Consider the following 23539-nt stretch of genomic DNA (forward strand, 5'->3'; position numbering starts at 1 on the left):
GACCCGGCCCCCACCCGGCCCGCCTGCGGGTTTGCCCCCGGGCCAGCGGGAATTCAGCGCGGTGCCCAGGGGAGGGTTCCGGCGGTCGTCGCCGGGAGGGGGAAATCATGCAGGGACTTCGCACGATCAACCGCGCGTTCTCGGCCGCCCTGACACTGTTGGGACTGGTCGGGGCGTTCGTCCTGTTGTCGGCAGGGCCGGCGCGTGCCGGTGAGAACACCTTCATCGAGGTGACGCCGAACAGCGTCCAGGCCGGCAGCCGGGTCAACATCCGGGCGAGCTGCGACACCAACAACAACGAGCAGGCCAACGTGCACTCCGACGCGTTCGGGCACGTGATGCTCAGACCGGACAAGGGCTTCCTGACCGGTGAGGTCACCGTCCCGGGCAACAAACAGCCCGGCGACTACCCGATCGAGCTGCGCTGCCAGAACGGCCAGCGGGCCTCGACCACGCTGACCGTGCTGAACATGGCCTCGCCGAGCAAGGGACCGGCGACCGGGGGCGGCGGCATGGCCGGCGGCCGTGGCACGGGTTCCCTGCTGGTGCTCGGAGGGGTGGCACTGGTCGGCACCGCGATCGCGCTCGGCATGGCCGGGGGCCGTCGCCGGACCGGAGCCGGCTCCTGAGCCGGATCAGCCATGACCCGCAGAACCGCGCGTGCGCGGCCGGACCGCGGTGCCCGCTTCCGGGCCGGGGCGACGCTGCGCGCCTCCGGCCGGGTGGTGGCCCGCGTCTCCGGCCGGCTGCGCCGGATCGCCGGGCAGGCGGTGTCGGCCAGCGTCGCCACCACCGATCCGGACGCCCGCCCGCTGCCGCCGCGCCGCCCGGCCGCGTCGCCGCTGGCCCGACGCCGGTTCGGCACCGGACCGGGAGTGCCGGTGCTGGCCGTCGCCGCGCTGATGGTGCTGATCGTGGCGATGCTCGGCGTCGAGCAGGTGACCGGGATCAACATGCTGCCGGACCGGCTCAGCGCCGGCCTGCGGCCGCCGCCGAAGAAGTTCCCCGTGCTGCCGGCCAGCCGCCCGACCGACCTGTCCATCCGTACGCTCGACCTGCGGGCCCCGGTGCATGACGTGGGCATCGCCCCGGACGGCACCATCGCCGTCCCGGACGCGGCCCGCGCCCAGGAGGCCGGCTGGTACGACCAGGGCCCCACCCCCGGCCAGTACGGACCCGCGGTGATCGTCGGGCACGTGGACACCACCACCGGGCCGGCGGTCTTCCACCAACTGCGGGAGCTGCGTTCCGGCGACCAGATCGAGGTCACCCGCTCCGACCACAGCGTGGCGGTCTTCGAGGTGGACTCGGTGGAGCGGTTCGACAAGGGGCGGCTGCCGGTGGACCAGGTGTACGGCGACTTCAGCCGCCCGAGCCTGCGACTGATCACCTGCGGCGGCCAATGGGTCGGCGGCGAGACCGGCTACTCGGACAACGTGGTGGTGTTCGCTTCGTTGGTCAAGGCGCGTGGGGGTTGAGGTTGGGGGTTTGCGGGAGCCCGACCCGCTCCGGGCGGTCAGGCTTGATCCCTGCGCGGGTCGGGCTCCCGCAAACCCCGATGGGCCGCCGGCTGCGCCTTTGAGCCACCGGGCTCATGGTTGGCTTCAGGCCGGTTGCGGGCATGGGGTCGCCGGCGGGCTTCGGGCCCGGATGCGGCTTGGGCCAGGTGGCGGCGGTGGCCTGGGGTCAGGCGGCGGCTTCGGGCTCTCGTAGGTCTAGCCAGTCGGCCCAGCGTGGGTCCGGGGCGCGGTGGCCGAGGACCCGCCAGGCGGTGCCCTTCGGCGCGGCCGGCAGCGCGTGCAGCCGCCAGCCCAGCTCGGCCGGGGTCTTGTCGCCCTTGGTGTGGTTGCACCGCGCGCACGCGGCGACCACGTTCTCCCAGGCGTGCCGGCCGCCCCGGCTGCGCGGGAACACGTGGTCGATGGTCTCGGCCGGGCCCCGGCAGTAGGCGCACCGCCAGCCGTCCCGCGCGAAGATCGCCCGCCGGGACAGCCCGACGTGGGTGCGGTAGGGGACCCGGACGAAGCGGGTCAGCCGGACGACCGACGGCACCGGGAGCGCGTCCCGGGCGCTGTGCAGGATGCCGTCGCCGTCGGCGACGCAGACCGCCTTGGCAGACAGGACGAGGATCGCGGCTCGACGCACCGACACGACACACAGCGGCTCGTACGTGGCGTTGAGGACCAACGCGCCGGAGCCCACCGTGGGTCGTATGTCAGGCATCGCGCTCACCCTCCCGGTTCAGCGGCTGCTGGGCCCCGCCGCCGACCGGTGTGGGGCACGACGACCCACACGGTCGACGCCGGTCCGATCACCGACGTCCGTTGCGCCAATAGTCCCTGATCGGACCCCGGATTGCACGTACTAATCCCTCACGGGGTATGAGGATCATCCGCAACCGGGCGCATCGCCGGCCCGACCTGGGCGAACCCTTCCGTTGCCGGACAGTGGTTGACAGCCCTTGTCGGTCTCAGTTGTGCCGGATCTGTGCCCGATGATCTTCGGTCCCGCCCCTCCCCTGCCTGTGCTCCGCGGCCCAAACCCGACGTCGAATGACCTCTCCAGGGGTGCGCCCTGTCGGCGTACTGGTTGTTGTGCAGAGCCGCGCACCGTAACCGCATGCGGCCTGTCCGTGGCATCCGGCCACGGAGCCTGCGCAGAAACACGTTTGGCGGATCACGGCGGCCGCTGCTAGTTTTCCCGAGGCCGTGCGAGAGACCGAGGAGGTGGTACCCGTGAACGTTTCGACATGGGTGCTCCCCTCTGGGGTCACGGTCGGGCGATAGGTCGTCCGGGAGCGCCGTTCACGAGCACTCCCGAAAGGCACGACCATGCGATTCACTTCTGAACAGCGCCTCGATGACGGCGTCCTCGAACGCGAATTCACCCTCGGCGAGATCCCCGGCATCCTGTGGACGCCAGCATCCGCATCCGCACCGGTCCCGCTGATCCTGCTCAGCCACCCCCCGCTCGGACTGCACAAGATGTACCCCCGCCTGGTGGCGCGGGCCCGGCACGCCGCGGCGGATGGCTTCGCTGCGGCCACCATCGAGCTCCCCGGGAGCGGTGACCGGCCCCGTTGGGCCGCCGCCGAGCAGGCCCGCGCCGACCTGCGCCGGGCTATGGAGGCCGGCGAGCCGGTCAGCGACGAGATCATCGACGCCCTCATCCTCCCGCTCGTCGACAAGGCGGTCCCGGAATCGCAGGCCGCCCTGGACGCCCTCCTTGCGCTGCCCGAGATCGGCGGCCCGGTCGCGTACTCGGGGGGAGTGATCTCCGTCGGCATTCGGCTGGCGGTGGTCGAGCCGCGCATCGTGGCCGCCGGCTTCTTCGCTGGGAGTTTCGTGCCTCGCGCCATGTTCGAGGAGGCCCGCCAGGTCACCATTCCGCTGCATGTCCTGCTGCAGTGGGATGACGAACGGAACGACCGACAGGCGGCCCTGGACCTATTCGACGCCTTCGGCTCCAAGGAGAAAACGCTGCACGCCAACATGGGCGGACACACCGGTGTCCCGCAGTTCGCAGGGGAGGACGCGGCCGGGTTCTTCGCCCGGCATCTGCGCTAGCCGCGGGCCGGGGCCCGCCGCCAGACCGGCAGCAGGCGGTAGGCGGGGCCGGCCAGCACGCCGCTCATCAAGGACAGGCCCCGGCCCTCCTCGATGGCGGTGGCCAGCAGATGCACAACCGCCCCGATCGCGGCTGTACCGGCCGGTCGGGGCGGAGTTCTTCGGGCGGACGGTTGCAGGAGTTGGTTCTCCTGTGGGAGTCGATACCGTTCGCCCCATATCGCAGTGGAGTTCCATCCGACGCTTGATCCGGCAGCATCCCCGGCGTCTACAGCTCGTCCTGCTCGTCGCGCTAGGGATCGTGACCGGCTTCGCTCTCGGACGGCTACTACCCGACGACACCGTGACACCCAAGCGACTCACAGGCACGGTGACCTGGTCGAACGAGGAGTTCAGCCAGATTGCCTTTGACGCTGACGGCGACGAGCCGACCGGGTTTTACTCCGTCGTTGGTAGTCACTGGATCGACGCGAACGGTACCCGGCACAGCGGCGGCTATCCCAGTTGCCTGTCGGGGCAGCAAGACGACCCTGTGCGCTCGGACCGTAGGCGGGTCGAACTGGGGGTCATCTACCAGGAGAGCTATGACCTTGCTCCCGACATCGCCGTAAGCGTTCGCTGCTTCGGCTGAGCGTCAGACCGGACTCTTCACAAATACGCTCAAGTTGTGCCCTGGTTGTGCCCGATGATCTTCGTCGGACGTTCTTGCAGGTCAGCGCTGGTCTCCGTCGGCCGTTCGGTGACTTCACGTACTAATCCCTTACGGGTATGAGGATCATCCGCATCCGAGCGGATCGCCGCTCTGGACTGGCGAACTCAGCCGTCAGCTGACGCTGCTCGCCGCCAGAGGAGCTACTTCTCCTTCCTGGCTCGTCGCTCGCGTTGCTGCCAGGTCGCGCGCAGCATGGCCTTGTACAACTGCCGGGGGGCGGGCGGGTCGGGCAACGGCTGCGCGGCCTGGGCGGCGCAGGCCTGGATGAGGTAGCCGACGAGCCGACGCCAGGTGTCCGGGGCCGCGTCGCCGGTGGCGGTGAGCACGCCGGCGTTGGCCATGAGGAACATCGGCATGTCCTCGGTGACGAAGTCGGCGCGTAGCTTCCCGGCGGCCTTGGCCCGCTCGACGAGGACCTTGAAATCGGCGAACGCCTGGTCGCGGTCGGCCTCGAAGCGCTTGGCCATGGGGAACGTCATGGTCAGCACGGTGGTGAAGCCCCGGTCGCCGGCCTGCATGGCGCAGATCTTCTCGACGTAGCCGCAGAAACCCTGCCAGGGGTCCGGCTCGGCGAGCGCCTGACGGGTGGCTTCGGCGTACGCGGTCATCTTGTCCTCGAAAGCGGCGGCGATCAGCTCGCCGCGCGTCGGGTAGCGCCGGTAGAGCGTGCCGACGCCGACCCCGGCTCGCTTGGCGATGTCCTCGATCGGCACCTCAAGCCCGGACTCGGCGAACACCTCCCGCGCCGCGGTGACGATGCGCTGCCGGTTGCGTTCGGCGTCGACGCGCAGCCCGGCTTCGCGGGACGTCCGAGGCGCGGGTGACGGGGTCATACACATCACCATACGAGGAACTGGAGGATGTCGTCCACTTGCGTGCTACGCTCGCTGCAGTAAGTGGATGACAAGTTCCACTTCTTCCGAGGAGATGAAGCGATGAAGGCTGTAGTGACCAGTGCGCAGGGCGCGAAGCCCGAGGTCACGGAGGTTCCCAAACCCCAGCCGGGTCCCGGTGAGGTCCTCGTCAAGGTGCAGGCGTCGTCGATCAACGGCTTCGATCTGTCGGTCGCTGGCGGCCACGTGGTCGGGATGATGGAGCACCGCTTCCCGGTCGTGCTCGGCAAGGACTTCGCCGGCACGGTCGAGACGGTCGGCGAGGGTGTCACCCACTTCACCGCCGGTGACAAGGTGTTCGGCGTGGTGACCAAGGCCTACCTGGGCGACGGCGGCTTCGGCGAGTACGTCACCGTGCCGGAGGCGATCGGCATCGCCAAGCTGCCCGAGGGTGTCGAGCCCGCGGCCGCGGGTGCGGTCGGCCTGGCCGGCACCGCCGCCGTCGACGCACTGGACGCGGCAGCCCCGCAGGCCGGCGAGACCGTGCTGATCAGTGGTGCCACCGGTGGCGTCGGCTCGATCGCCGTCCAGCTCGCCGCCGCGTCCGGTGCGAAGGTCATCGCCACCGCGAAGCCCGGTGAGGAGGCCGAGTTCGTCCGCAGCCTGGGCGCGCACGAGGTGGTCGACCACACCGGTGACGTACCGGCCCAGGTCCGCGAGGTCAGCCCCGCCGGCGTCGATGTGATCGTGCACCTGGCCGGCGACCCGAGCACGCTGGCCGAGCTGCTCAGCGAGAAGGGCCGCATCGCCAGCACCATGGGTTTCGGCGCCGACCAGCACCCGGCGGCCACGTTCATCATGGCCAGCCCGGTCCCGGCCACCCTCGACCGCCTCGCCGGTGAGCTCGCCGCCGGCCGCATCACCGTGCCGGTCAAGCGCACCTACGCGCTCACCGAGGTTCCCGACGCGTTCGCCGACTTCGCCGGCGGCACCCTCGGCAAGATCTCCATCACCGTCGCCTGACCTCGGAGACCACACACCCCCATGAACGTGTTCCTCTGGATCGTTCAGGCCGTTCTGGCCGCCGCGTTCATCCTGGCCGGCGTCATGAAGTCGACCCAGCCCAAAGAGAAACTCCAGCCCAAGCTGCCTTGGGTCGAAGACTTCTCCCCTGGCACGGTGCGGCTCATCGGCATCGCCGAACTGCTCGGCGGCCTCGGACTGATCGTGCCCGCGGCCCTCGACATCGCCCCGATCCTCACCCCGATCGCCGCGACCGGTCTGGCCATCATCATGGTGCTGGCCGCCATCACCCACATTCGCCGGAAGGAGCCCTCCGGGGTCGCGTTCAACGCGGTCCTGTTCGTGCTCTCGGCTCTCGTCGCCTGGGGGCGGTTCGGCCCCTGGGGTTTCTAAGTAGCAGCGGACGCCACCGTCTTCGCGAGAACGGTGGCGCCGCATGATCAGGGATACCCGTGGAACTCGGCATTCTGTCGCTCAGCGACCTGCAGATCGACCCGGACACCGGCAAGCCGTTCAGCGCGGCGCAGCGCGTGGCCGACACCCTCGACTACGCGGTCCTGGCCGACCGGCTCGGCCTGGACCTGTTCGCCCTCGGCGAGCACCACACCCTCGACTTCGCGGTCTCCTCGCCAGCGGTGGTGCTGGCCGCGATCGCCGCCCGTACCAGGAAGATCCAGCTCACCACCGCGGTCACCGTGCTCAGCGCCCTCGACCCGGTCCGGGTCTACCAGGACTTCGCCCAGCTCGATCTGGTCAGCAACGGCCGTGCCGAGATCATCGCGGGTCGCAGCGCGTTCGTCGAGCCGTTCGCCCTGTTCGGCCACCACGTCAACGACTACGACGCCCTCTACACCGAAAAGCTCGACCTGCTGCTACGACTCCGCGACCAGGAGAAGGTGACCTGGTCCGGCCGGTTCCGGCCGCCGCTGCACGACGCCCAGATCACACCCCGCGCGGTCCAGGACCCGCTGCCGGTCTGGGCCGGCGTCGGCGGCTCGCCCGCCAGCGCTGAACGCGCCGGCCGCCTGGGACTGCCGATGGTGCTGGGCTACATCGGCGGCCCGCTGCACCACGCCAGACGGACCGTGGACATCTACCGCGCCGCCGGGGAGATGGCCGGGCACGCGGAGAAGCTGCGGGTGGGCATCTCCACCCACTTCTTCGCCGGTCCGGACCCTCGCTCCGCCCGTAGCAGCGTCTACTCCTACTACCACGAGTACCTGCGGCCCAAGACGCCTGGCGGCCGCGGCTTCAATGTCAGCCGGGCGCAGTTCGAGGCCGGCACGCAGCGCGGCCACGCTCTGATGATCGGCTCCAGCGCGGAGCTGATCGAGAAGATTCTCGACGCTCATGAGGCGCTCGGCATCGACCGGTTCTTCGCCCAGTTCGACTGGGGCGGACTGCCCCGCCGGATGGTCGAGGACTCGATCCACCGCCTCGCCACCGAGATCGCCCCGGCGGTCCGCGCGAACATCCCCACCCCGCCCCCACAACCCTGAACGGAGACCCTTGCATGTCCGTGCTCGTTCTCGGCGCCACGGGCGCCCTCGGCCGCCTGCTGCTGCCCGAACTTCGCAAGCGCAATCTGGCCGCGGCTGACGTCACCGCCGCCGGCCGCAACCAGCAGGTCCTCGACGCCCTGGCCGCCGCCGGCTATCGCACCGTCCGCGTGGACCTCGACGACGCCGACCAGATCCGCGCCGCCGTCGCCGGACACGACCAGGTGGTGCTCATCTCGGGCAATGACCCCCACCGGCTGCGGCAACACCGCGCCGTCATCGACGCCGCCGCGGCCGCCGGGGTGGAGCACTTCCACTACACCAGCGGCGTCCGCGCCGACGACCCGAGCTTCGCGCTCGGCGCCGACCACAAGGCCACCGAGGACGCCATCAAGCAGTCGGGTCTGCGCTTCACCATCCTGCGCAACGGTTGGTACATCGAAAACTACATCCAAGCCATGCACGGCGCCGCGCAGACCGGCGTCCTCACCGCCGCCGTCGGCGACGGCCGCGTCGCCCCGGCCGGCCGGCGTGACTTCGCCGAAGCCCTCGCCGCCGTGGTCACCACCGACGGTCATGACGACAAGACCTACAGCCTGACCGGCGACACCGACTACTCCTACGCCGATCTCGCCGACGCCATGGCGGAGGTCCTCGGCAAACCGGTGCGGTACCAGCCGGTCAGCGCCGAGCAATACCAGGCCATCCTCACCGGTGCCGGGCTCGACGAAGGGACCGCCGGGTTCCTCGCCGCGCTCGACGGCAACATGGGCGCCGGGATCATGGCGTACGCCGGCGACGACCTCACCCGCCTCATCGGACACCCCACCATGTCCCTCGCCGAAGGCCTGAGCCAATGAACGTCACCGTCTTCGGCGCCACCGGCGCCATCGGGGCACCTCGTCGTCGCCGACCTGCTCGCCGCCGGGCACACCGTCACCGCCCACGTGCGCAACGGAGCTGAGTTGCGCCCCCGTGCGGCCCGGCCCTCGGCTCCAGGTCAGCCGGCCGGTGGGTCGGCGGCGGCCTCGGGAACCCGTTGCGGTACGAAGACAGGGTGAGTGCCGCCAGCCTGACCCCCGTTGCCCTGTCCACCGCCGCCCCTCCGGACTGTCAGGGCAGCACCTCCTGCGAATGGCTGTTCGACATGACCCACTCGGCCTGGTTCGCCGAGGGCAGCTACTGGATCCTGCTCAAGCCGCTGCGGGTGCTGCTGATCGTGGCGCTGGCGATGATCGCCCGTTGGGCGCTGCACCGGACGATCGACCGGCTGGTGCGGACCACCACCGACGGCGCGGTGCCGACGATGCTGCGGCCACTGCGCGAACGGGTGCCCACCGCCGCGGTCGACCCGACCGAGTTCGTGCCGGAGCGGCGTCGGCAGCGGGCCGAGGCGATCGGCTCGGTGCTGCGCAGTCTGACCACCGCGTTCGTCTTCGGCATCGCGCTGCTGATGATCCTGCGGGAGTTCAGCTTCGACCTGGCGCCGCTGCTGGCCAGCGCCGGGATCGCGGGCGTCGCGCTGGGCTTCGGCGCGCAGAGCCTGGTCAAGGACCTGATCGCGGGGCTGTTCATGCTGATCGAGGACCAGTACGGCGTGGGTGACACCGTCGACCTGGGCGAGGCGACCGGTGTGGTGGAGTCGGTCGGGCTGCGGGTCACCACCGTGCGCGACGGTCGCGGCGTCCTCTGGTACATCCGCAACGGCGAGATCATCCGGGTGGGCAACAAGAGCCAGGGCTGGGCCCTGGTGGTGGTGGACCTGCCGATCGGTTTCAGCGGCACGGAGGAGGCGACCGCCGTACTGCGGACCGCAGCCGCGTCGGTGGCGGTGGACCCGGAGCTGTCGCCGGAGATCGTGGAGGCGCCGGAGGTGTTGGGTGTCGAGCAGATGACGGTGGAGGGCGCGGTGATCCGGACGGTGGTGAAGACGACCGCCGACGGGCAGTTCGCCGTGGGCCGGGAGCTGCGTCGCCGGCTGGCGGAGGCGCTGGAGAACTCGGGGATCACCGCGCAGATCGCCGCTTCCCGCATCTATCCCGGTCTACCCAACCGGCCGCTGGCCGACGGCGAGACCGGTCAGGGCGGCGCGACCTGACCGCGGCGGCACTGCCCGTGGATACAGGGGTCGCGAGCCACCCGGCCCCTCAGGTATCGTCCGTTCGTTCAGTCGGGGATGCGACGAACCATCCGTTCGCCCTAGCTAGTTGTCAGACGATCGGGCAGAATCCGGAACACGCGTTCCCGCCGGAGCGTGGTCACATCCTCGCTGATCCGTAGATCTGACGAGTGTTCCCGGCCGGGCTGTCACGAGCGGCCACCCCGGGGGCCGATGGAGGCGACGGTGCCCGACGAGCGACCTTCCGTGGAAGGCCCGGCCACTTTTCGCGAGGTGTTCGACCAACGCGAGTTCCGGGCGGTCTTCACGGCTGGCGCCCTCTCCTGGGTCGGTGACTACGTCGCCAAGGCGGCCGTCACCCTGCTCGTCTACCAGCAGACCAGTTCCGTCGCGCTCTCCGCCGCCGCCTTCGCGGTCAGCTACCTGCCGTGGCTGCTCGGCGGTCCCCTGCTCGCCGCGCTGGCCGAGCGGTACCCGTACCGGCGGGTGATGGTGGCGTGCGACGTGATCCGGATGGCGCTGATGCTGCTCATCGCCATCCCGAACCTGCCGGTCCCGGCGGTGCTGGTGCTCATCTTCGCCGCCACGCTGGCCAACCCGCCGAGCCAGGCGGCGAAGTCGGCGCTGATGCCGCAGATCCTCACCGGCGACCGGCTGGTGGTGGGGCTGTCGCTGAACGGCAGCGTCGGGCAGGCCGCCCAGGTCGTCGGCTACCTGCTCGGCGCGGCCGTCGCCGCGATCGACCCGGCCCTCGCGCTGCTGATCAACGCGCTGACCTTCGCCGTCTCGGCGCTGATCGTCCGCCTCGGCGTCCGCGACCGGGCCCCGCTGATGACCACCGCGCACCGCAGCCACCTGCTCCGGGAGACCGGCCAGGGGTTCCAGATCGTGTTCGGCACGCCGGTGCTGCGGGCCATCGCGGTGCTCGTGTTCAGCGCGATGCTCTTCTCGATCGTCCCCGAGGGGCTGGCGGCGGCCTGGGCCAACCAGGACGCGGGCGGCGACCTGGACGCGGGAGTGGCGCAGGCGGTGATCATGGTGGCCAACCCGGTCGGCTTCATCCTCGGCGGGCTGCTGGTGAGCCGGCTGTTCGGTCCGACCCGCCGGCTGGCCCTGATGCGACCGCTCGCGGTGTTCGCCCCGCTGGTGCTGGTGCCGGCGCTGTTCGATCCGTCGCCGCTGGTGGTGGCGCTGCTCGCCGCCCTCTGCGGGTTCGCGGTCGCCGGCATGCTGCCGATGGCCAACGGGCTGTTCGTCCAGGCGCTGCCCGCCGAGTTCCGGGCCCGCGCCTTCGGCGTGATGGCCACCGGCGTTCAGGTCACCCAGGGTCTGGCGGTGCTGGTCACCGGGTTGCTCGCCGAGCGGTTCGCCATCCCGATGGTGGTGGGCTGGTGGAGTGCGGCCGGGGTTCTGCTGATGATGGTGGCCGCGCTGCGCTGGCCGGATCGGCAGACGGTGGACGGCGCGATCGCGACGGCGTCCGCGGCGAACGCCGGGGCGCCGACCAACCCGGAAGGCCCGGACACTCCGGCGGCCGGCGGCACGGCCCCGGGCACCGGGCCGCAGGCGGCTGAGGGTCGCCGCCGGCACGCGGTCACCTGAGTGGTCCACCGACCCTGACGGGAGCGGGCCGGCGTGACCCGGCGCACGGCGTCCGGGTCGGGCCCGCGCGCGACGCACCTGGCAGGATGGAACGGTGAACCCCGCAGGTGAATCCGACCGTCCCGGCACGCCGACAACCCTCTTCGAGGCGGTCGGCGGCGAACCCACCTTCCGCAAGTTGGTGGACGAGTTCTACGCCGGCGTGGCCACCGATCCCCTGCTGCGGCCCATGTACCCGGAGGAGGACCTGGGCCCGGCCGCGGACCGGTTGACCCTGTTCCTCATGCAGTACTGGGGCGGGCCGAACACGTACTCCGCCCAGCGTGGGCACCCGCGGCTGCGGATGCGGCACGCCCCGTTCCGGATCGGCCTGGCCGAGCGGGACGCCTGGCTGCGGCACATGCGCCACGCCGTCGACCGGCTCGACCTGGAGCCGGAGATCGCCACCGCGCTCTGGGACTACCTGGAGCGGGCCGCGTACTTCATGGTCAACGCCATGGAGGATCCGGCCGCCGGCCCCTGACGGCCCCCGAGCCGTCCGGCGACGCCGGGCGGCTCGCCGGCCCGGCCGGCGGCAGCCTCAGAGCAGCGCGCCCTCGTCGTGCAGCCAGTCCACGAAGCTGGTGGCGACCGCCGCGCCACAGTCCAGCATCTCGACCAGCAGCGCGTCGTGGGTGCCGGCGCCGAGCGGCACCTGGAGCTCGGCGTAGATCGGCAGTTGACCGCGCTCGGTCGGGTCGCCGATGTACGCCTTGCAGAACCGGCGGGTGTGGTTCCACTCGTTGACCACCCGGTAGGCCCGGTCGGCCCAGTCCGGCGGCACCGTGGCGTGCGGGCGGGCCCGCATCACCAGGATCTCGTCCTCCGGCCCCTCGAGGGTGACCAGCACGGCGTGCCGTTCCCACATGGCCAGCAGGTTGCCGTCGCCGTCGGCCAGATACCGCACGTCGAGCAGGTCGAGCGCGTCGCAGACGCGGCGCAGGCTCACCGGCTCGATGGTGGCCGGCATCTCGGTCAGCACGGGCCGCTCGTTGGACGGGCAGTCGTCCCCCGGCTGGCGAGGGTTGGGCGGTCCGACACGGACCGCGCTCTCCACTGTGATCCCGCTTCGGGTTTCCGGATCGCCGCCGTCGGCGGGACCGGGGCGCCATGACCACCACGGCATCGCTCGCGCACCTCACTCCCCAGCGGATCCAGCCGCCTACGGTGCGTTGGATCCGAGGATGGACGGTACCCGGACAGCCGGGTTGAAGCATCCCCCCAACGACCGCACCAGCCCAGAAGAATGAACTGGGGTCATCCGTTCGGACGAGTCACCAGGGGTGTCACGGCAAGATCCGTGGCCTTCTGCAACCAGGCCGCTCCGTATGGTCCTACCAGGCCGACCCAACGGCCGGCCGTCCGCACCTGGACGGCAGCCTCCGCGGAGCCGCCTCCCGCGCCGTCAGCCGCGCCGAGGAAGCCCATCCGGACCAGCCCCTGCACCAGTCGCTGCGGCACCTCCACCGGCGGGCCGGGCGGGCCGTCCGGGGTGACGAGCACGGCCACGTGGTCGAGCAGCGCGTCACGCAGCGCCCGCTGACCCACCGCGCGGCCGGCCACACCGTGCTCGCTGGCGGTGCGCAGGGTGCCCGCCGCCGCGTGCGCGATCCGCCGCAGCTCGGCGGAGGGCAGCGCCTCCACCGGCCGGCTGCGCGCGGGCGGAAGCGGCCACCGCCACTGCGCGTCCCTGCGGGCGGGCAACGCGGCGCCCCCACGTTCCAACTCCGCCAGCAGCTCGGCGGCGGCCACCGTGACGTCCTCGGCGGCGGCGCCGTCGGCCGGACCGCCGTCCACCGTCCGGACCACCAGCACCTGCCACGGCAACCGGGCCCAGAGGGCGACCCGACCGGCGGCGCCGGCCGGCCGCAGCCGGACCGGCGCGACCGGATCCAGCCGGACCAGCCGGGCCAGGAAGGCGCCCGCGTCGGCCACCCCGGTGACGCCGTGCCCCGGCGTGGACGACGTCGCCCCGTCCGGCCCGGCCGTGTCCGGCCGGGTCACGCCACGCCGCCCTGCGGGCCGTAGGTGAGCAGGAAGTCACGCTCCTCGGCGGTGATCCGCCGGGGCACCTGGCGGGTCAGGTCGAACGGCACCAGCACCGAGCGGGCCCGACTGGCCAGCACCTCGCCGTCGTACAGCTCGTAGGCCACCGTGAACCGGGAGGCCCGGATCTCCTCGACCCACAGCTCGATCCGGACGGTGGGAGCGGCCTCCGCGGTGGCCCGGCCCAGCGCGTAGTCGACCGGGCGCAGGTAGTCGACCTCGTGCCGACGGATCACCACCCCGTCGGCGAACGAGCCGACCCCCCAGGCCCGGCCGCCGGCGAACATCAACGCCACCCGCGCCTCCTCGTACAGGGTGAGGAAGCGCGAGTTGTTGACGTGGCCGTACGCGTCCAGGTCGGACCAGCGCAGCGTGCAGTGGTAGACGAACCGGTCAGACACCGTGTCGGCCGGTCAGTCGCGGGTCAGCTTGCGGTAGGTCACCCGGTGCGGCCGGGCAGCCTCCGCGCCGAGGCGTTCGATCTTGTTCTTCTCGTACGCCTCGAAGTTGCCCTCGAACCAGAACCACCTCGCCGGGTCCTGGTCGTCGCCCTCCCAGGCCAGGATGTGCGTGGACACGCGGTCCAGGAACATCCGGTCGTGGGAGATGACCACGGCGCAGCCGGGGAACTCCAGCAGCGCGTTCTCCAGGCTGGACAGGGTCTCCACGTCCAGGTCGTTGGTCGGCTCGTCGAGCAGGATGACGTTGCCGCCGATCTTCAGCGTCAGCGCCAGGTTGAGCCGGTTGCGCTCGCCACCGGAGAGCACCTTGGTCGGCTTCTGCTGGTCGGGCCCCTTGAAGCCGAACGCGGCGATGTACGCCCGCGACGGCATCTCGACCTTGCCGACCATCAGGTAGTCCAGCCCGTCGGAGACGACCTCCCAGACGGTCTTGTCGCCATCGAGGCCCTGCCGGTTCTGGTCGACGTACGACAGCGAGACGGTGGGACCGACCCGGACCTCGCCGCCGGTCGGCTCCTCCAGCCCGACGATGGTCTTGAACAGCGTGGTCTTGCCGACGCCGTTCGGGCCGATGATGCCGACGATGCCGTTGCGCGGCAGCGAGAACGACAGGTTGTCGATGAGCAGCCGGTCGCCGAAGCCCTTGCTGAGGCCGTTCGCCTCGATCACCGTGCTGCCCAGGCGCGGGCCCGGCGGGATCTGGATCTCCTCGAAGTCGAGCTTGCGGGTCTTCTCCGCCTCGTTGGCCATCTCGTCGTACCGGTCCAGGCGGGCCTTGGACTTGGTCTGGCGGGCCTTGGCGTTGGAGCGCACCCACTCGAGTTCCTCGGTGAGGCGCTTCTTCATCTTGGCGTCGCGGCGGCCCTCGACGGCCAGCCGGGCCGCCTTCTTCTCCAGGTAGGTGGAGTAGTTGCCCTCGTAGCCGATGGCCCGGCCGCGGTCGAGCTCCAGGATCCAGCCGGCCACCTTGTCCAGGAAGTAGCGGTCGTGGGTGATCGCCATCACGGTGCCGGCGTACTTGGCCAGGTGCTGCTCGAGCCAGGAGACGCTCTCCGCGTCCAGGTGGTTGGTGGGCTCGTCGAGCAGCAGCAGGTCGGGCGCCTCCAGCAGCAGCTTGCACAGCGCGACCCGGCGGCGCTCACCACCGGAGAGCTGGGTGACGTCGGCGTCCGGCGGCGGGCAGCGCAGCGCGTCCATGGCCAACTCGAGCTTGGAGTCGACGTCCCACGCGTCGAGGTGGTCCAGCTCCTCCTGGAGCTTGCCCATCTCCTCCATCAGCTCGTCGGAGTAGTCGGTGGCCATCTGCTCGGCGATCTTGTTGAACCGCTCCAGCTTGGCCTTGGTCTCGGCGACCGCCTCCTCGACGTTGCCGAGCACGGTCTTGGCGTCGTTGAGCGGGGGCTCCTGGGCGAGCATGCCGACGGTGTAGCCGGGCATCAGGCGGGCCTCGCCGTTGCTCGGCTTGTCCAGCCCTGCCATGATCTTGAGGAGGCTGGATTTACCGGCGCCGTTCGGGCCGACCACACCGATCTTGGCCCCCGGCAGGAAGCTCAGCGTCACGTTGTCGAGCACGACCTTGTCGCCGTGCGCCTTGCGCGCCTTTTCCAGGACGTAGATGTACTGGGCCACGGTGCGGGCTACCTCCGTCGGTTGCTGTCGCATGATCGGCGGCGCGGCGCGGGCTGCGACCTCCGCCCGCCGCCGCCGGCCGGGAGCCGGCCACGCGCACGCCATCGTCAATCCTGACAGGTACGGCCCGCTTCGCCCACATCACCCCGCCCAGGAGTACGTCGTGCCACTCACCGAACCATCCTGTCAACAAGATCACCATCCGGATTCAGCCCGCGCGGAGCGGGTAGGGAACTCCGGCACGGGGCACCAGAGGCCGCAGCTACGCTCAGTACGCTCATCGCGGTGGACCCGTCAGTACCCGGAGGTGGCCGATCGTGACCGTCCGTAGCTCCTTTGTCGTAGTGGCGAACCGCCTGCCGGTCGACGAGGTGAGCACACCTGAGGGACGGCAGTGGCGACGCAGCCCCGGAGGGCTGGTCACCGCCCTGCATCCCGTGCTCGCCGAACACCAGGGCACCTGGGTCGGCTGGGCCGGCGGCACCGGCGCCGCCCCCGAGCCGTTCGACCTCGAGGGCATCCGGCTGCACCCGGTCCCGCTCAGCGCCGAGGAGCTGGAGCGCTACTACGAGGGCCAGTCCAACGCGACGATCTGGCCGCTCTACCACGACGCGGTGGAGACGCCGGCCTACAAGCGGCGCTGGCGTGAGGCGTACCGCCTGGTCAACGCGCGGTTCGCGGAGGCCGCGGCGGACGTCGCGGCCGAGGGCGCGACGGTGTGGGTGCAGGACTACCAGCTCCAGCTGGTGCCGGCGATGCTCCGGGAGCTGCGGCCGGACCTGCGGATCGGTTTCTTCCTGCACATCCCGTTCCCGCCGATCGAGCTGTTCATGCAGATGCCGTTCCGCACCGAGATCCTGCGCGGGCTGCTCGGCGCCGACCTGGTGGGCTTCCAGCAGCGGCTGGCTGCGCAGAACTTCGTCCGGCTGGCCCGGCACCTGCTCGGGCTCCGGTACGAGGGGCAGATGATCCAGGTCGACGGTCGGCAGGTGAAGGCGGGCGCCTTCCCCATCTCGATCGACACCCGGGAGATGGAGCGGATGGCCGCCGACCCGGCGGTGCAGGCCCGCGCGAAGCAGATCCGCGCCGAGCTGGGTGACCCGAAGACGATTGTCCTGGGTGTGGACCGGCTGGACTACACCAAGGGCATCGAGTTGCGACTCAAGGCCTTCCGGGAACTGTTGGCTGACGGAAAGTTGACAGTTCCGGACGCGGTTATGGTGCAGGTGGCCACACCAAGCCGAGAACGCGTGGAGCACTACCAGGCACTTCGGGTAAAGGTCGAGCGCGAGGTTGGCCGGATTAATGGTGAATTCGGCAGGGTCGGCGTGCCGGCGGTGCATTACCTGCATCAGTCGTACAGTCGCAGTGAACTGGCCGCGATGTACGTCGCCGCCGACGTGATGATGGTGACCCCGCTGCGAGACGGAATGAATCTGGTAGCCAAGGAGTATGTCGCATCGCGCGCCGACCAGGGCGGCGCGCTCGTGCTCAGTGAATTCGCCGGCGCCGCCACCGAGCTGCGCCAGGCCTTTTTGTGTAATCCGCACGACCCGGACGCGGTCAAGGACGCCCTGCTCCGGGCCGTGCACGTGGAGAAAACCGAGGCACGCCGCCGAATGCGGACAATGCAACGTCACCTGCGCACCCACGACGTGGGGCACTGGGCCAAGTCTTTCCTCTCCGAGCTTGGAGACTCCGAGGCGGAGGCCGCGTGAACACGTCCGTCAACGACGGAGTGGCGATCGCCACCGGGGTGATGGACCCCGAGCTGCGCTCCGCCATCGGCCGGGTCGCCCGGGTCCCCCAGCTCCTGATCGCCTGCGACTACGACGGCACACTGGCGCCGATCGTGGAGGACCCGAGCACCGCGGTACCGCTGCCCGAGTCGGTCGCCGCGATCCGCGCGCTCGCCGCACTGCCGCAGACCACCGTCGCGGTGATCTCCGGCCGGGCGCTGCGCGACCTGGCCGCGCTCTCCCGGCTGCCCAGCGAGGTGCACCTCGTCGGCAGCCACGGCTCCGAGTTCGACATCGGCTTCGTCGAGCGGCTCTCCCCCGAGCTGGTGGCCGTGCGCAACCGGGTACGTGACGCGCTGCGCGAGATCGCCGCGGAACACCCGGGCATCCGGCTGGAACGCAAGCCGGCCAGCGTCGCGGTGCACACCCGGGGAGTCGACCCGCAGATCGCCGCCGCCGCCATCGAGGCGGTCCGCAACGGCCCGGCCAAATTCGACGGCGTCACGGTCACCCAGGGCAAGGAGGTCATCGAGCTCTCCGTGGTGGCCACCCACAAGGGCACCGCGATCGACCAGTTGCGGACCCAGCTCGCGGCCAGCGCGGTGCTCTTCATCGGCGACGACGTGACCGACGAGAACGCGTTCGGCAACCTGCACGGTCCGGACCTCGGCATCAAGATCGGTCCGGGGGACACGCAGGCCGGCTACCGGGTGGCCGAGCCGCTGGAGGCGGCCCGCGCTCTGGCGCTGCTGCTGGAGACCCGCCGGCACTGGCTGTTCGGCGAGCGGGCGGTGCCGATCGAGCGGCACTCCATGCTGTCCAACGGCCGCACCGTCGCGCTGCTCACCCCCGAGGCCAAGGTCAGCTGGCTCTGCCACCCCAAGCCGGACTCGGCGGCGATCTTCGCCGACCTGGTCGGCGGCAGCCCGGCCGGCCACTTCAGCGTCGCCCCGGAACGCGGCGGCATCCCGTTGGGCCAGCGCTACCGCTCGGGCACGATGACCGTGGAGACCCGGTGGTCCGGGCTCACCGTCACCGACTGGCTGGACAAGCCGGCTCGGGAGACCACCCCGGACGGCCCGGTGGTCGTCACCGGCGACTCGACCCTGGTCCGGGTGCTCAGCGGCAGCGGCCGGGTACGGGTGGAGTTCGCCCCGCGCCCCGAGTTCGGGCAGGTCGCCGTGCAGTTGCAGCCGCTCGGCGACGGCCTGCTGGTGCTCGGCTCCAACGAGCCGATCGCGCTCTACTCCCCGGGCGTCGAGTGGCAGGTCAGCAACGACGGCGGGTACGAGAGTGCCAAGGCGGTCGTCGACCTCTCCGCCGCCGGCGGGCAGATCGTGCTGGAGCTGCGCTTCGGCACCCACAGCCTGGAACACCACCGGGTGCCGGTCCACGACCGGCAGGCCGCGGCCGAGCAGCCGTGGAAGGACTGGGTCGCCTCCCTGCGGCTGCCGTCCACCGCCCGCGACCTGGTCGCCCGCAGCGCGCTCACCCTGCGCGGGCTGTGCCATGAGGCGACCGGCTCGATCCTCGCCGCGGCGACCACCTCGCTCCCCGAGGAGCTGGGCGGCGTCCGCAACTGGGACTACCGCTACTGCTGGCTGCGCGACGCGGCGCTGACCGCCCGCGCGCTGGTCGACCTGGGCTCCCTCGAGGAGGCCGAGGGGCTGCTGCGCTGGGTGGACGGCTGCATCGAGCGCACCGGCGGCCACCCGGAGCGGCTGCACCCGCTCTACACGATCGACGGCTACGAGCTGGGCGCCGAGGCGGTCATCGACACGCTGCCCGGCTACGCCGGGTCCCGGCCCGTCCGGGTCGGCAACCTGGCCAACCACCAGCTCCAGCTGGACGTCTTCGGCCCGATCGCCGACCTGATCGCGGCCGTCGCCGACGCCCGCGGCTCGGTCCGCGAGGACGAGTGGCGGGTGCTGGACAACATGGTCGAGGCGGTCCGCCGCCGCTGGCACGAGCCCGACCACGGCATCTGGGAGGCCCGGCTGCCACCCCGGCACCACATCTTCTCCAAGGTGATGTGCTGGATGACCGTCGACCGGGCACTGCACGTGATGCGTCAGCACGGCGGCGAGGACCGGCCCGAGTGGGTGGAGCTGCGCGACCGGATCGGCGCCAACGTGCTGGAGCACGGCTGGCACGAGGAGGTCGAGGCGTACAGCGTCGCGTACGGCGACGAGGACATGGACGCGTCCTCGCTGTGGATCGGGCTGTCCGGCCTGCTTCCGGGCGACGACCCGCGCTTCCTGTCCACCGTTCTCCGTATCGAGGCGGACCTGCGCAGCGGCCCGGTCGTCTACCGCTACCACTGGGACGACGGTCTGCCCGGTCGCGAGGGCGGCTTCCACATCTGCACGGCGTGGCTGATCGAGGCGTACCTGCGCACCGGCCGCCGCACCGACGCCGAGGAGCTGTTCGCGCAGATGGTGCTCACCGCCGGTCCGACCGGGCTGCTCCCCGAGCAGTACGACCCGCTCGCCGAGCGCGGGCTGGGCAACCACCCGCAGGCGTACAGCCACCTGGGTCTGATCCGGTGCGCCCTGCTGCTGGACAACATGCTCAAGCAGTAGCCGACGGGCAGTTCGACGACGGGCCGGGGCGGCGCTGCTCCGGCCCGTCGCCTGTCCGTGAGCAGCAGTCGCGTGTCCGTGGGCGGCCCGGCCGGGAGTCGGTGCTGCCCGGCTCCCGTGCCGCGCCACCGGCCCCAGCCCCCGCCGCCACCGTCAGCGGTCGAGCGCGTGCACGACGTCGCCCACCACGACGACCGCGGGCGGGCGCAGGTCGGCCGCGAGCACGTCGGCCGCCACCGCGCCGAGGGTGGACCGCAGCACCCGCTGCGCACCGGTCGTGGCCTCCTGGACGACGGCGGCCGGCGTCCGCGCCGACCGGCCGTGCGCGATGAGGGTGGCCGTGATGGCGGCGAGGTTCTTCAGCCCCATCAGGATCACCAGGGTGCCGCGGAGCCCGGCGAGCGCTTCCCAGCGCACGAGCGAGGCCGGGGAGTCGGGCGCGACGTGCCCGGAGACCACGGTGAACTCGTGCGCCACCCCCCGGTGGGTGACCGGGATACCGGCGGCGGCGGGGGCGGCGATCGAGCTGGTCACACCGGGGACCACGGTCACCGGTACGCCGGCCTCCGCGCAGGCCAACAGCTCCTCGCCGCCCCGGCCGAAGACGTACGGGTCGCCGCCCTTCAGCCGGACCACCAGGGCGCCCGCCCGTGCCCGCTCGACCAGGATGCGGTTGATCTCCTCCTGCGCCCGGGACGTTCCATACGGGATCTTCGAGGCGTCCACCAGCTCGACGTCGGGGCGCAGCTCGTCCAGGAGCAGCCCGGGCACCAGCCGGTCGGCGACCACCACGTTGGCCTCGGTGAGCAGCCGCCAGCCCTTCACGGTGATCAGCTCCGGGTCGCCCGGCCCGGCCCCGACCAGCGCCACCCGTCCGCCGGCGACGTCGGGAAGGGTGCCCTCCCCCACCGCGGGCGCCCTCGTCGCGCCGAGGAGGTCGCGGATGGCGTCGCGGACGGTCATCGCGCGGCGTGGGTCGCCGCCGCCGAGCACTGCCACGGTGACCGGGCCGTGCCGGGTCACCGCCGGGGTCCAGGCGGTGGCCGCCAGCCGGTCGTCGGCCCGGACGCAGAAGATCCGCCGCTCGGCGGCGACGGCGCTCACCGAGGCCGCCGCGATCGGGTCGTCGATCGCCACCTGGACGAGCCACGCCCCGTCCAGGTCCTCGGGCGCGAACCGGCGCGGCGCCCAGCGCAGCCGGCCGGCGTCCGCCCGGGCGCGCAGCGCCGGAGTCAGCTCCGGCGCCACCAGCAGGACGTCCGCGCCGGCGTCCAGCAGCGCCGGCACCCGCCGGGTGGCGACGGCGCCACCGCCCACCACGACCACCCGCCGCCCGTCCAGCCGCAGGCCGAGGGGGTACGGGTTGGCACTCACGCCGCCTCGCTACCGCGCCGGACGGCTCGCTCGCTGCGCTCGCTCACTTCTCGGCCACGCCAGCCGAGTCGAAGGTGGCCACCTCGTGCAGCACCCGGACGGCGCCGGTGACCACCGGCAGCGCCAGCAGCGCGCCGGTGCCCTCGCCGAGGCGCAGCCCCAGGTCGATCAGCGGATCGAGGCCCAGGTGGCGCAGCGCCACCGTCGCACCCGGCTCGGCTGAGCGGTGGCCGGCGACCATGGCGCCCACCGCGGCCGGCGCGAACGCGGCGGCGGCGAGGGCGGCGGACACGGCGATCACGCCGTCCAGCAGCACCGGCGTGCGGCGGGCCGCGGCGCCCAGGATCAGCCCGGCCAGCGCGGCGTGCTCCAGGCCACCGACGGCGGCCAGCACGCCCAGCGGGTCGGCGGGGTCGGGCGTGTGCCGGGCCAGCGCGGCCCGCACCACCGCCACCTTGCGGGCGTACGTCGGGTCGTCGACCCCGGTGCCCCGACCGGTGGAGTCGAGCGGGTCGGCGCCGGTGAAGGCGGCGATGAGCACGGCGGCCGGTGTGGTGTTGCCGATGCCCATGTCCCCGGTCAGCAGGATGCCGGCCCCGGCGTCGATGAGCTCGTCGGCGATCCGGATCCCGGTCTGCACCGCCGTCCGCGCCTCGTCCCGGGTGAGCGCGGCGGTCACCGCGAGGTCCCGGGTGCCGGGGCGCACGGACGCGGAGACCAGCCGTGGCGAGTGCGGGTCGAGGACGGCCGGGCCGGGCGTCTCGGCGGCGGGCAGCGGCGTTGCCACGCCGACGTCGACCACGGTGACCGAGGCGCCGGCCTGCCGGGCGAACGCGTTGACCACCGCCCCGCCGGCCAGGAAGTTGGCGATCATCTGCCCGGTGACCTCCTGCGGCCACGGGGTCACCCCCTGGGCGTGCACGCCGTGGTCGCCAGCGAAGATCGCCACCGCGGCGGGCTCGGGGAGCGGCGGCGGGCAGGCCCCGGCCAGGCCGGCGAGGCGTACCGACAGCTCCTCCAGCGCGCCCAGCGAGCCCGCCGGCTTGGTCAGCCGGCCGTGCAGCTCGCGGGCGGCGGTCATGGCCGACTCGTCCAATGGACGAATCGCCGCGATCGTGGTCTCCAGCATCATGCCTCCATGATCTCGCGCAGCACCTCGATGAACGCGTCGGTGGTGGATCGGTCGCGCACGGCCACCCGCAGCCAGTCTGGGCCGAGGCCGGGAAACGTGTCGCCCCGGCGCACCGCCCAGCCCCGGCCGCGCAGGGCCGTCCGGACCTGGGTCGCGCCGGGCAGGTGCAGCAGCACGAACGCGCTGGCCGGGCGGCCGGTGACGCGTACACCGGGTAGGTCCGTCAGGCGGGCGACCAGGTGGTCGCGGTCGGCGGCGAGTTCGGCGGCGATCGCGCGTTCGGCCTGGACCGCGACGGGGCTGGCGCAGGCCGACGCGGCGGCCAGCGCGGGCGTGGAGACGGCCCAGAGCGGCTGGACGGCGGCCAGCCGGGACAGCAGGTCCGGCGCCCCGAGCAGGTAACCGATCCGCAGGCCGGCCAGGCCCCAGGTCTTGGTGAGGCTGCGCAGCACGAGCAGGCCGGGCAGGTCGCGCCGCTCGGCCAACGACTCCGGCTCGCCGGGGCTCCCGGGTGCGGCGGTGGTGTCGGCGAACGCCTCGTCGACCACCAGCACCCGGCCCGGCCGGGCCAGCGCGGCCAGGGTGCCCGCCGGGTGCAGCACCGAGGTGGGGTTCGTCGGGTTGCCGATCATCACCAGGTCGGCGTCGGCGGGCACCCGGTCCGGGTCGAGCCGGAAGTCCTCGCCCGGGTCCAGCAGCACCCGCTCCACCGGGTGCCCGGCGGCCCGTAGCGCCGCCTCCGGCTCGGTGAACTGGGGGTGCACCACCACCGGCCGGCGGGCGCCGCGCAGCGCCTGGGCGATCAGCACGAACCCCTCGGCGGCGCCGGCGGTGAGCAGTACCTCGTCCGGGTGACGCCGGTGGCGGGCGGCGACCGCGGCCCGGGCCGGCGCCGGGTCCGGATAGCGGGCCAGGTCGGCGAGGGTGGCGGTGATCGGGCCGGCCAGCCAGTCCGGCAGGGGCGCCTGGCGCACGTTGACGGCGAGGTCGACGAGGCCGGCGCCCACCTCCGTGTCACCGTGATGCCCCAGGTCCGGCTCGGGAACAGCCGGCGGTACGGGCCCGGGGACCGGTGCGACTGCGCTCGGCCGTTCACACATGTCCGCGATCCTGCCGGGAAGGTGGCCGGTGGGACAGCGGATCTCACCGTAAGCCGCGTCACCTCCCGCCGGTTTATGAGTTC

General features: G+C 72.1%; 22 protein-coding genes. 13 read left to right on the forward strand and 9 right to left on the reverse strand.

Going from position 1 to position 23539, the window contains the following annotated elements; genetic code table 11:
* The first annotated feature begins 107 nt into the window (after positions 1-107).
* Together DKT68_RS09950 and DKT68_RS09955 are read left to right on the forward strand one after the other, a co-directional pair.
* On the forward strand, positions 108-629 hold the full coding sequence (locus DKT68_RS09950) for a hypothetical protein (RefSeq protein ID WP_236646812.1): 522 nt from the start codon (positions 108-110) through the stop codon (positions 627-629).
* 12 nt (positions 630-641) lie between these two features.
* Complete coding sequence (locus DKT68_RS09955) at positions 642-1478, forward strand: class F sortase (RefSeq protein WP_109817136.1); 837 nt, start codon at positions 642-644, stop codon at positions 1476-1478.
* Positions 1479-1686: 208 nt separating this feature from the next.
* On the opposite strand, the gene DKT68_RS09960 is transcribed toward DKT68_RS09955, so the two are convergent.
* Complete coding sequence (locus DKT68_RS09960) at positions 1687-2223, reverse strand: HNH endonuclease (RefSeq protein ID WP_074313833.1); 537 nt, start codon at positions 2221-2223, stop codon at positions 1687-1689.
* 608 nt (positions 2224-2831) lie between these two features.
* On the opposite strand from DKT68_RS09960, the gene DKT68_RS09965 reads away from it, so the two are divergent.
* Both DKT68_RS09965 and DKT68_RS09970 read left to right on the forward strand, forming a co-directional pair.
* The gene (locus tag DKT68_RS09965) at positions 2832-3566 is read left to right on the forward strand and encodes an alpha/beta hydrolase (protein ID WP_109817137.1); all 735 of its coding nucleotides are present in this window, start codon (positions 2832-2834) and stop codon (positions 3564-3566) included.
* Between the two features lie 244 nt (positions 3567-3810).
* A complete protein-coding gene (locus DKT68_RS09970) occupies positions 3811-4197 on the forward strand; it encodes a hypothetical protein (RefSeq protein WP_146218327.1) in 387 nt (128 codons plus the stop codon).
* A 221-nt stretch (positions 4198-4418) separates the two neighbouring features.
* Here the strand turns inward: DKT68_RS09970 and DKT68_RS09975 are convergent, their stop codons facing one another.
* Positions 4419-5111 carry a TetR/AcrR family transcriptional regulator gene (locus DKT68_RS09975; protein ID WP_109817139.1) on the reverse strand — a complete coding sequence of 231 codons (693 nt, stop codon included), beginning with the start codon at positions 5109-5111 and terminating at the stop codon, positions 4419-4421.
* Between the two features lie 102 nt (positions 5112-5213).
* Here DKT68_RS09975 and DKT68_RS09980 point away from each other — a divergent pair, with 102 nt between their 5' ends.
* From DKT68_RS09980 to DKT68_RS10010, 7 genes are all read left to right on the forward strand, one after another.
* A complete protein-coding gene (locus tag DKT68_RS09980) occupies positions 5214-6134 on the forward strand; it encodes an NADP-dependent oxidoreductase (RefSeq protein ID WP_201748980.1) in 921 nt (306 codons plus the stop codon).
* Between the two features lie 21 nt (positions 6135-6155).
* Positions 6156-6527, forward strand: a complete 372-nt coding sequence (locus DKT68_RS09985) for a DoxX family protein (RefSeq protein WP_109817141.1) — start codon at positions 6156-6158, stop codon at positions 6525-6527.
* A gap of 59 nt (positions 6528-6586) precedes the next feature.
* Complete coding sequence (locus DKT68_RS09990; RefSeq protein ID WP_109817142.1) at positions 6587-7633, forward strand: LLM class flavin-dependent oxidoreductase; 1047 nt, start codon at positions 6587-6589, stop codon at positions 7631-7633.
* A 14-nt stretch (positions 7634-7647) separates the two neighbouring features.
* Positions 7648-8493, forward strand: a complete 846-nt coding sequence (locus tag DKT68_RS09995; protein WP_109817143.1) for an SDR family oxidoreductase — start codon at positions 7648-7650, stop codon at positions 8491-8493.
* A 197-nt stretch (positions 8494-8690) separates the two neighbouring features.
* A complete protein-coding gene (locus tag DKT68_RS10000; RefSeq protein WP_407940719.1) occupies positions 8691-9731 on the forward strand; it encodes a mechanosensitive ion channel family protein in 1041 nt (346 codons plus the stop codon).
* A gap of 234 nt (positions 9732-9965) precedes the next feature.
* On the forward strand, positions 9966-11354 hold the full coding sequence (locus DKT68_RS10005) for an MFS transporter (protein WP_109817145.1): 1389 nt from the start codon (positions 9966-9968) through the stop codon (positions 11352-11354).
* Positions 11355-11448: 94 nt separating this feature from the next.
* Positions 11449-11877 (forward strand): globin, encoded by a 429-nt coding sequence (locus tag DKT68_RS10010; protein ID WP_109817146.1) that lies wholly within the window; start codon positions 11449-11451, stop codon positions 11875-11877.
* 57 nt (positions 11878-11934) lie between these two features.
* Here the strand turns inward: DKT68_RS10010 and DKT68_RS10015 are convergent, their stop codons facing one another.
* From DKT68_RS10015 to ettA, 4 genes are all read right to left on the reverse strand, one after another.
* Positions 11935-12519, reverse strand: coding sequence for a type III secretion system chaperone family protein (locus DKT68_RS10015; RefSeq protein ID WP_109817147.1), 585 nt, complete (start codon positions 12517-12519; stop codon positions 11935-11937).
* A gap of 131 nt (positions 12520-12650) precedes the next feature.
* Positions 12651-13397 (reverse strand): hypothetical protein, encoded by a 747-nt coding sequence (locus DKT68_RS10020; RefSeq protein ID WP_109817148.1) that lies wholly within the window; start codon positions 13395-13397, stop codon positions 12651-12653.
* Entirely contained in the window at positions 13394-13840 is a 447-nt protein-coding gene (locus DKT68_RS10025; RefSeq protein ID WP_109817149.1) for an acyl-CoA thioesterase, read from the reverse strand. Before DKT68_RS10025 ends, DKT68_RS10020 begins: the two co-directional genes overlap by 4 nt.
* Positions 13841-13852: 12 nt before the next feature.
* Positions 13853-15529: an energy-dependent translational throttle protein EttA gene (gene ettA, locus DKT68_RS10030; protein ID WP_109817170.1), complete on the reverse strand. Its 1677-nt coding sequence runs from the start codon at positions 15527-15529 to the stop codon at positions 13853-13855.
* A 317-nt stretch (positions 15530-15846) separates the two neighbouring features.
* On the opposite strand from ettA, the gene DKT68_RS10035 reads away from it, so the two are divergent.
* Entirely contained in the window at positions 15847-17247 is a 1401-nt protein-coding gene (locus DKT68_RS10035; protein ID WP_109817150.1) for an alpha,alpha-trehalose-phosphate synthase (UDP-forming), read from the forward strand.
* A 41-nt stretch (positions 17248-17288) separates the two neighbouring features.
* A complete protein-coding gene (otsB, locus tag DKT68_RS10040; RefSeq protein WP_109817171.1) occupies positions 17289-19850 on the forward strand; it encodes a trehalose-phosphatase in 2562 nt (853 codons plus the stop codon).
* A gap of 153 nt (positions 19851-20003) precedes the next feature.
* Here the strand turns inward: otsB and cobA are convergent, their stop codons facing one another.
* Genes cobA through cobC form a run of 3 tightly spaced genes read right to left on the reverse strand, consistent with a single transcriptional unit; the run spans position 20004 to position 23456 of the window.
* Complete coding sequence (gene cobA, locus DKT68_RS10045) at positions 20004-21224, reverse strand: uroporphyrinogen-III C-methyltransferase (RefSeq protein ID WP_109817151.1); 1221 nt, start codon at positions 21222-21224, stop codon at positions 20004-20006.
* 43 nt (positions 21225-21267) lie between these two features.
* Positions 21268-22353: a nicotinate-nucleotide--dimethylbenzimidazole phosphoribosyltransferase gene (gene cobT, locus DKT68_RS10050; protein WP_109817152.1), complete on the reverse strand. Its 1086-nt coding sequence runs from the start codon at positions 22351-22353 to the stop codon at positions 21268-21270.
* Positions 22353-23456, reverse strand: coding sequence for an Rv2231c family pyridoxal phosphate-dependent protein CobC (gene cobC / locus DKT68_RS10055; RefSeq protein ID WP_109817153.1), 1104 nt, complete (start codon positions 23454-23456; stop codon positions 22353-22355). The genes cobT and cobC overlap by 1 nt, the downstream gene beginning before the upstream one ends.
* Positions 23457-23539: the final 83 nt, after the last annotated feature.

It is taken from the genome of Micromonospora acroterricola (assembly GCF_003172955.1).
GTDB lineage: Bacteria > Actinomycetota > Actinomycetes > Mycobacteriales > Micromonosporaceae > Micromonospora > Micromonospora acroterricola.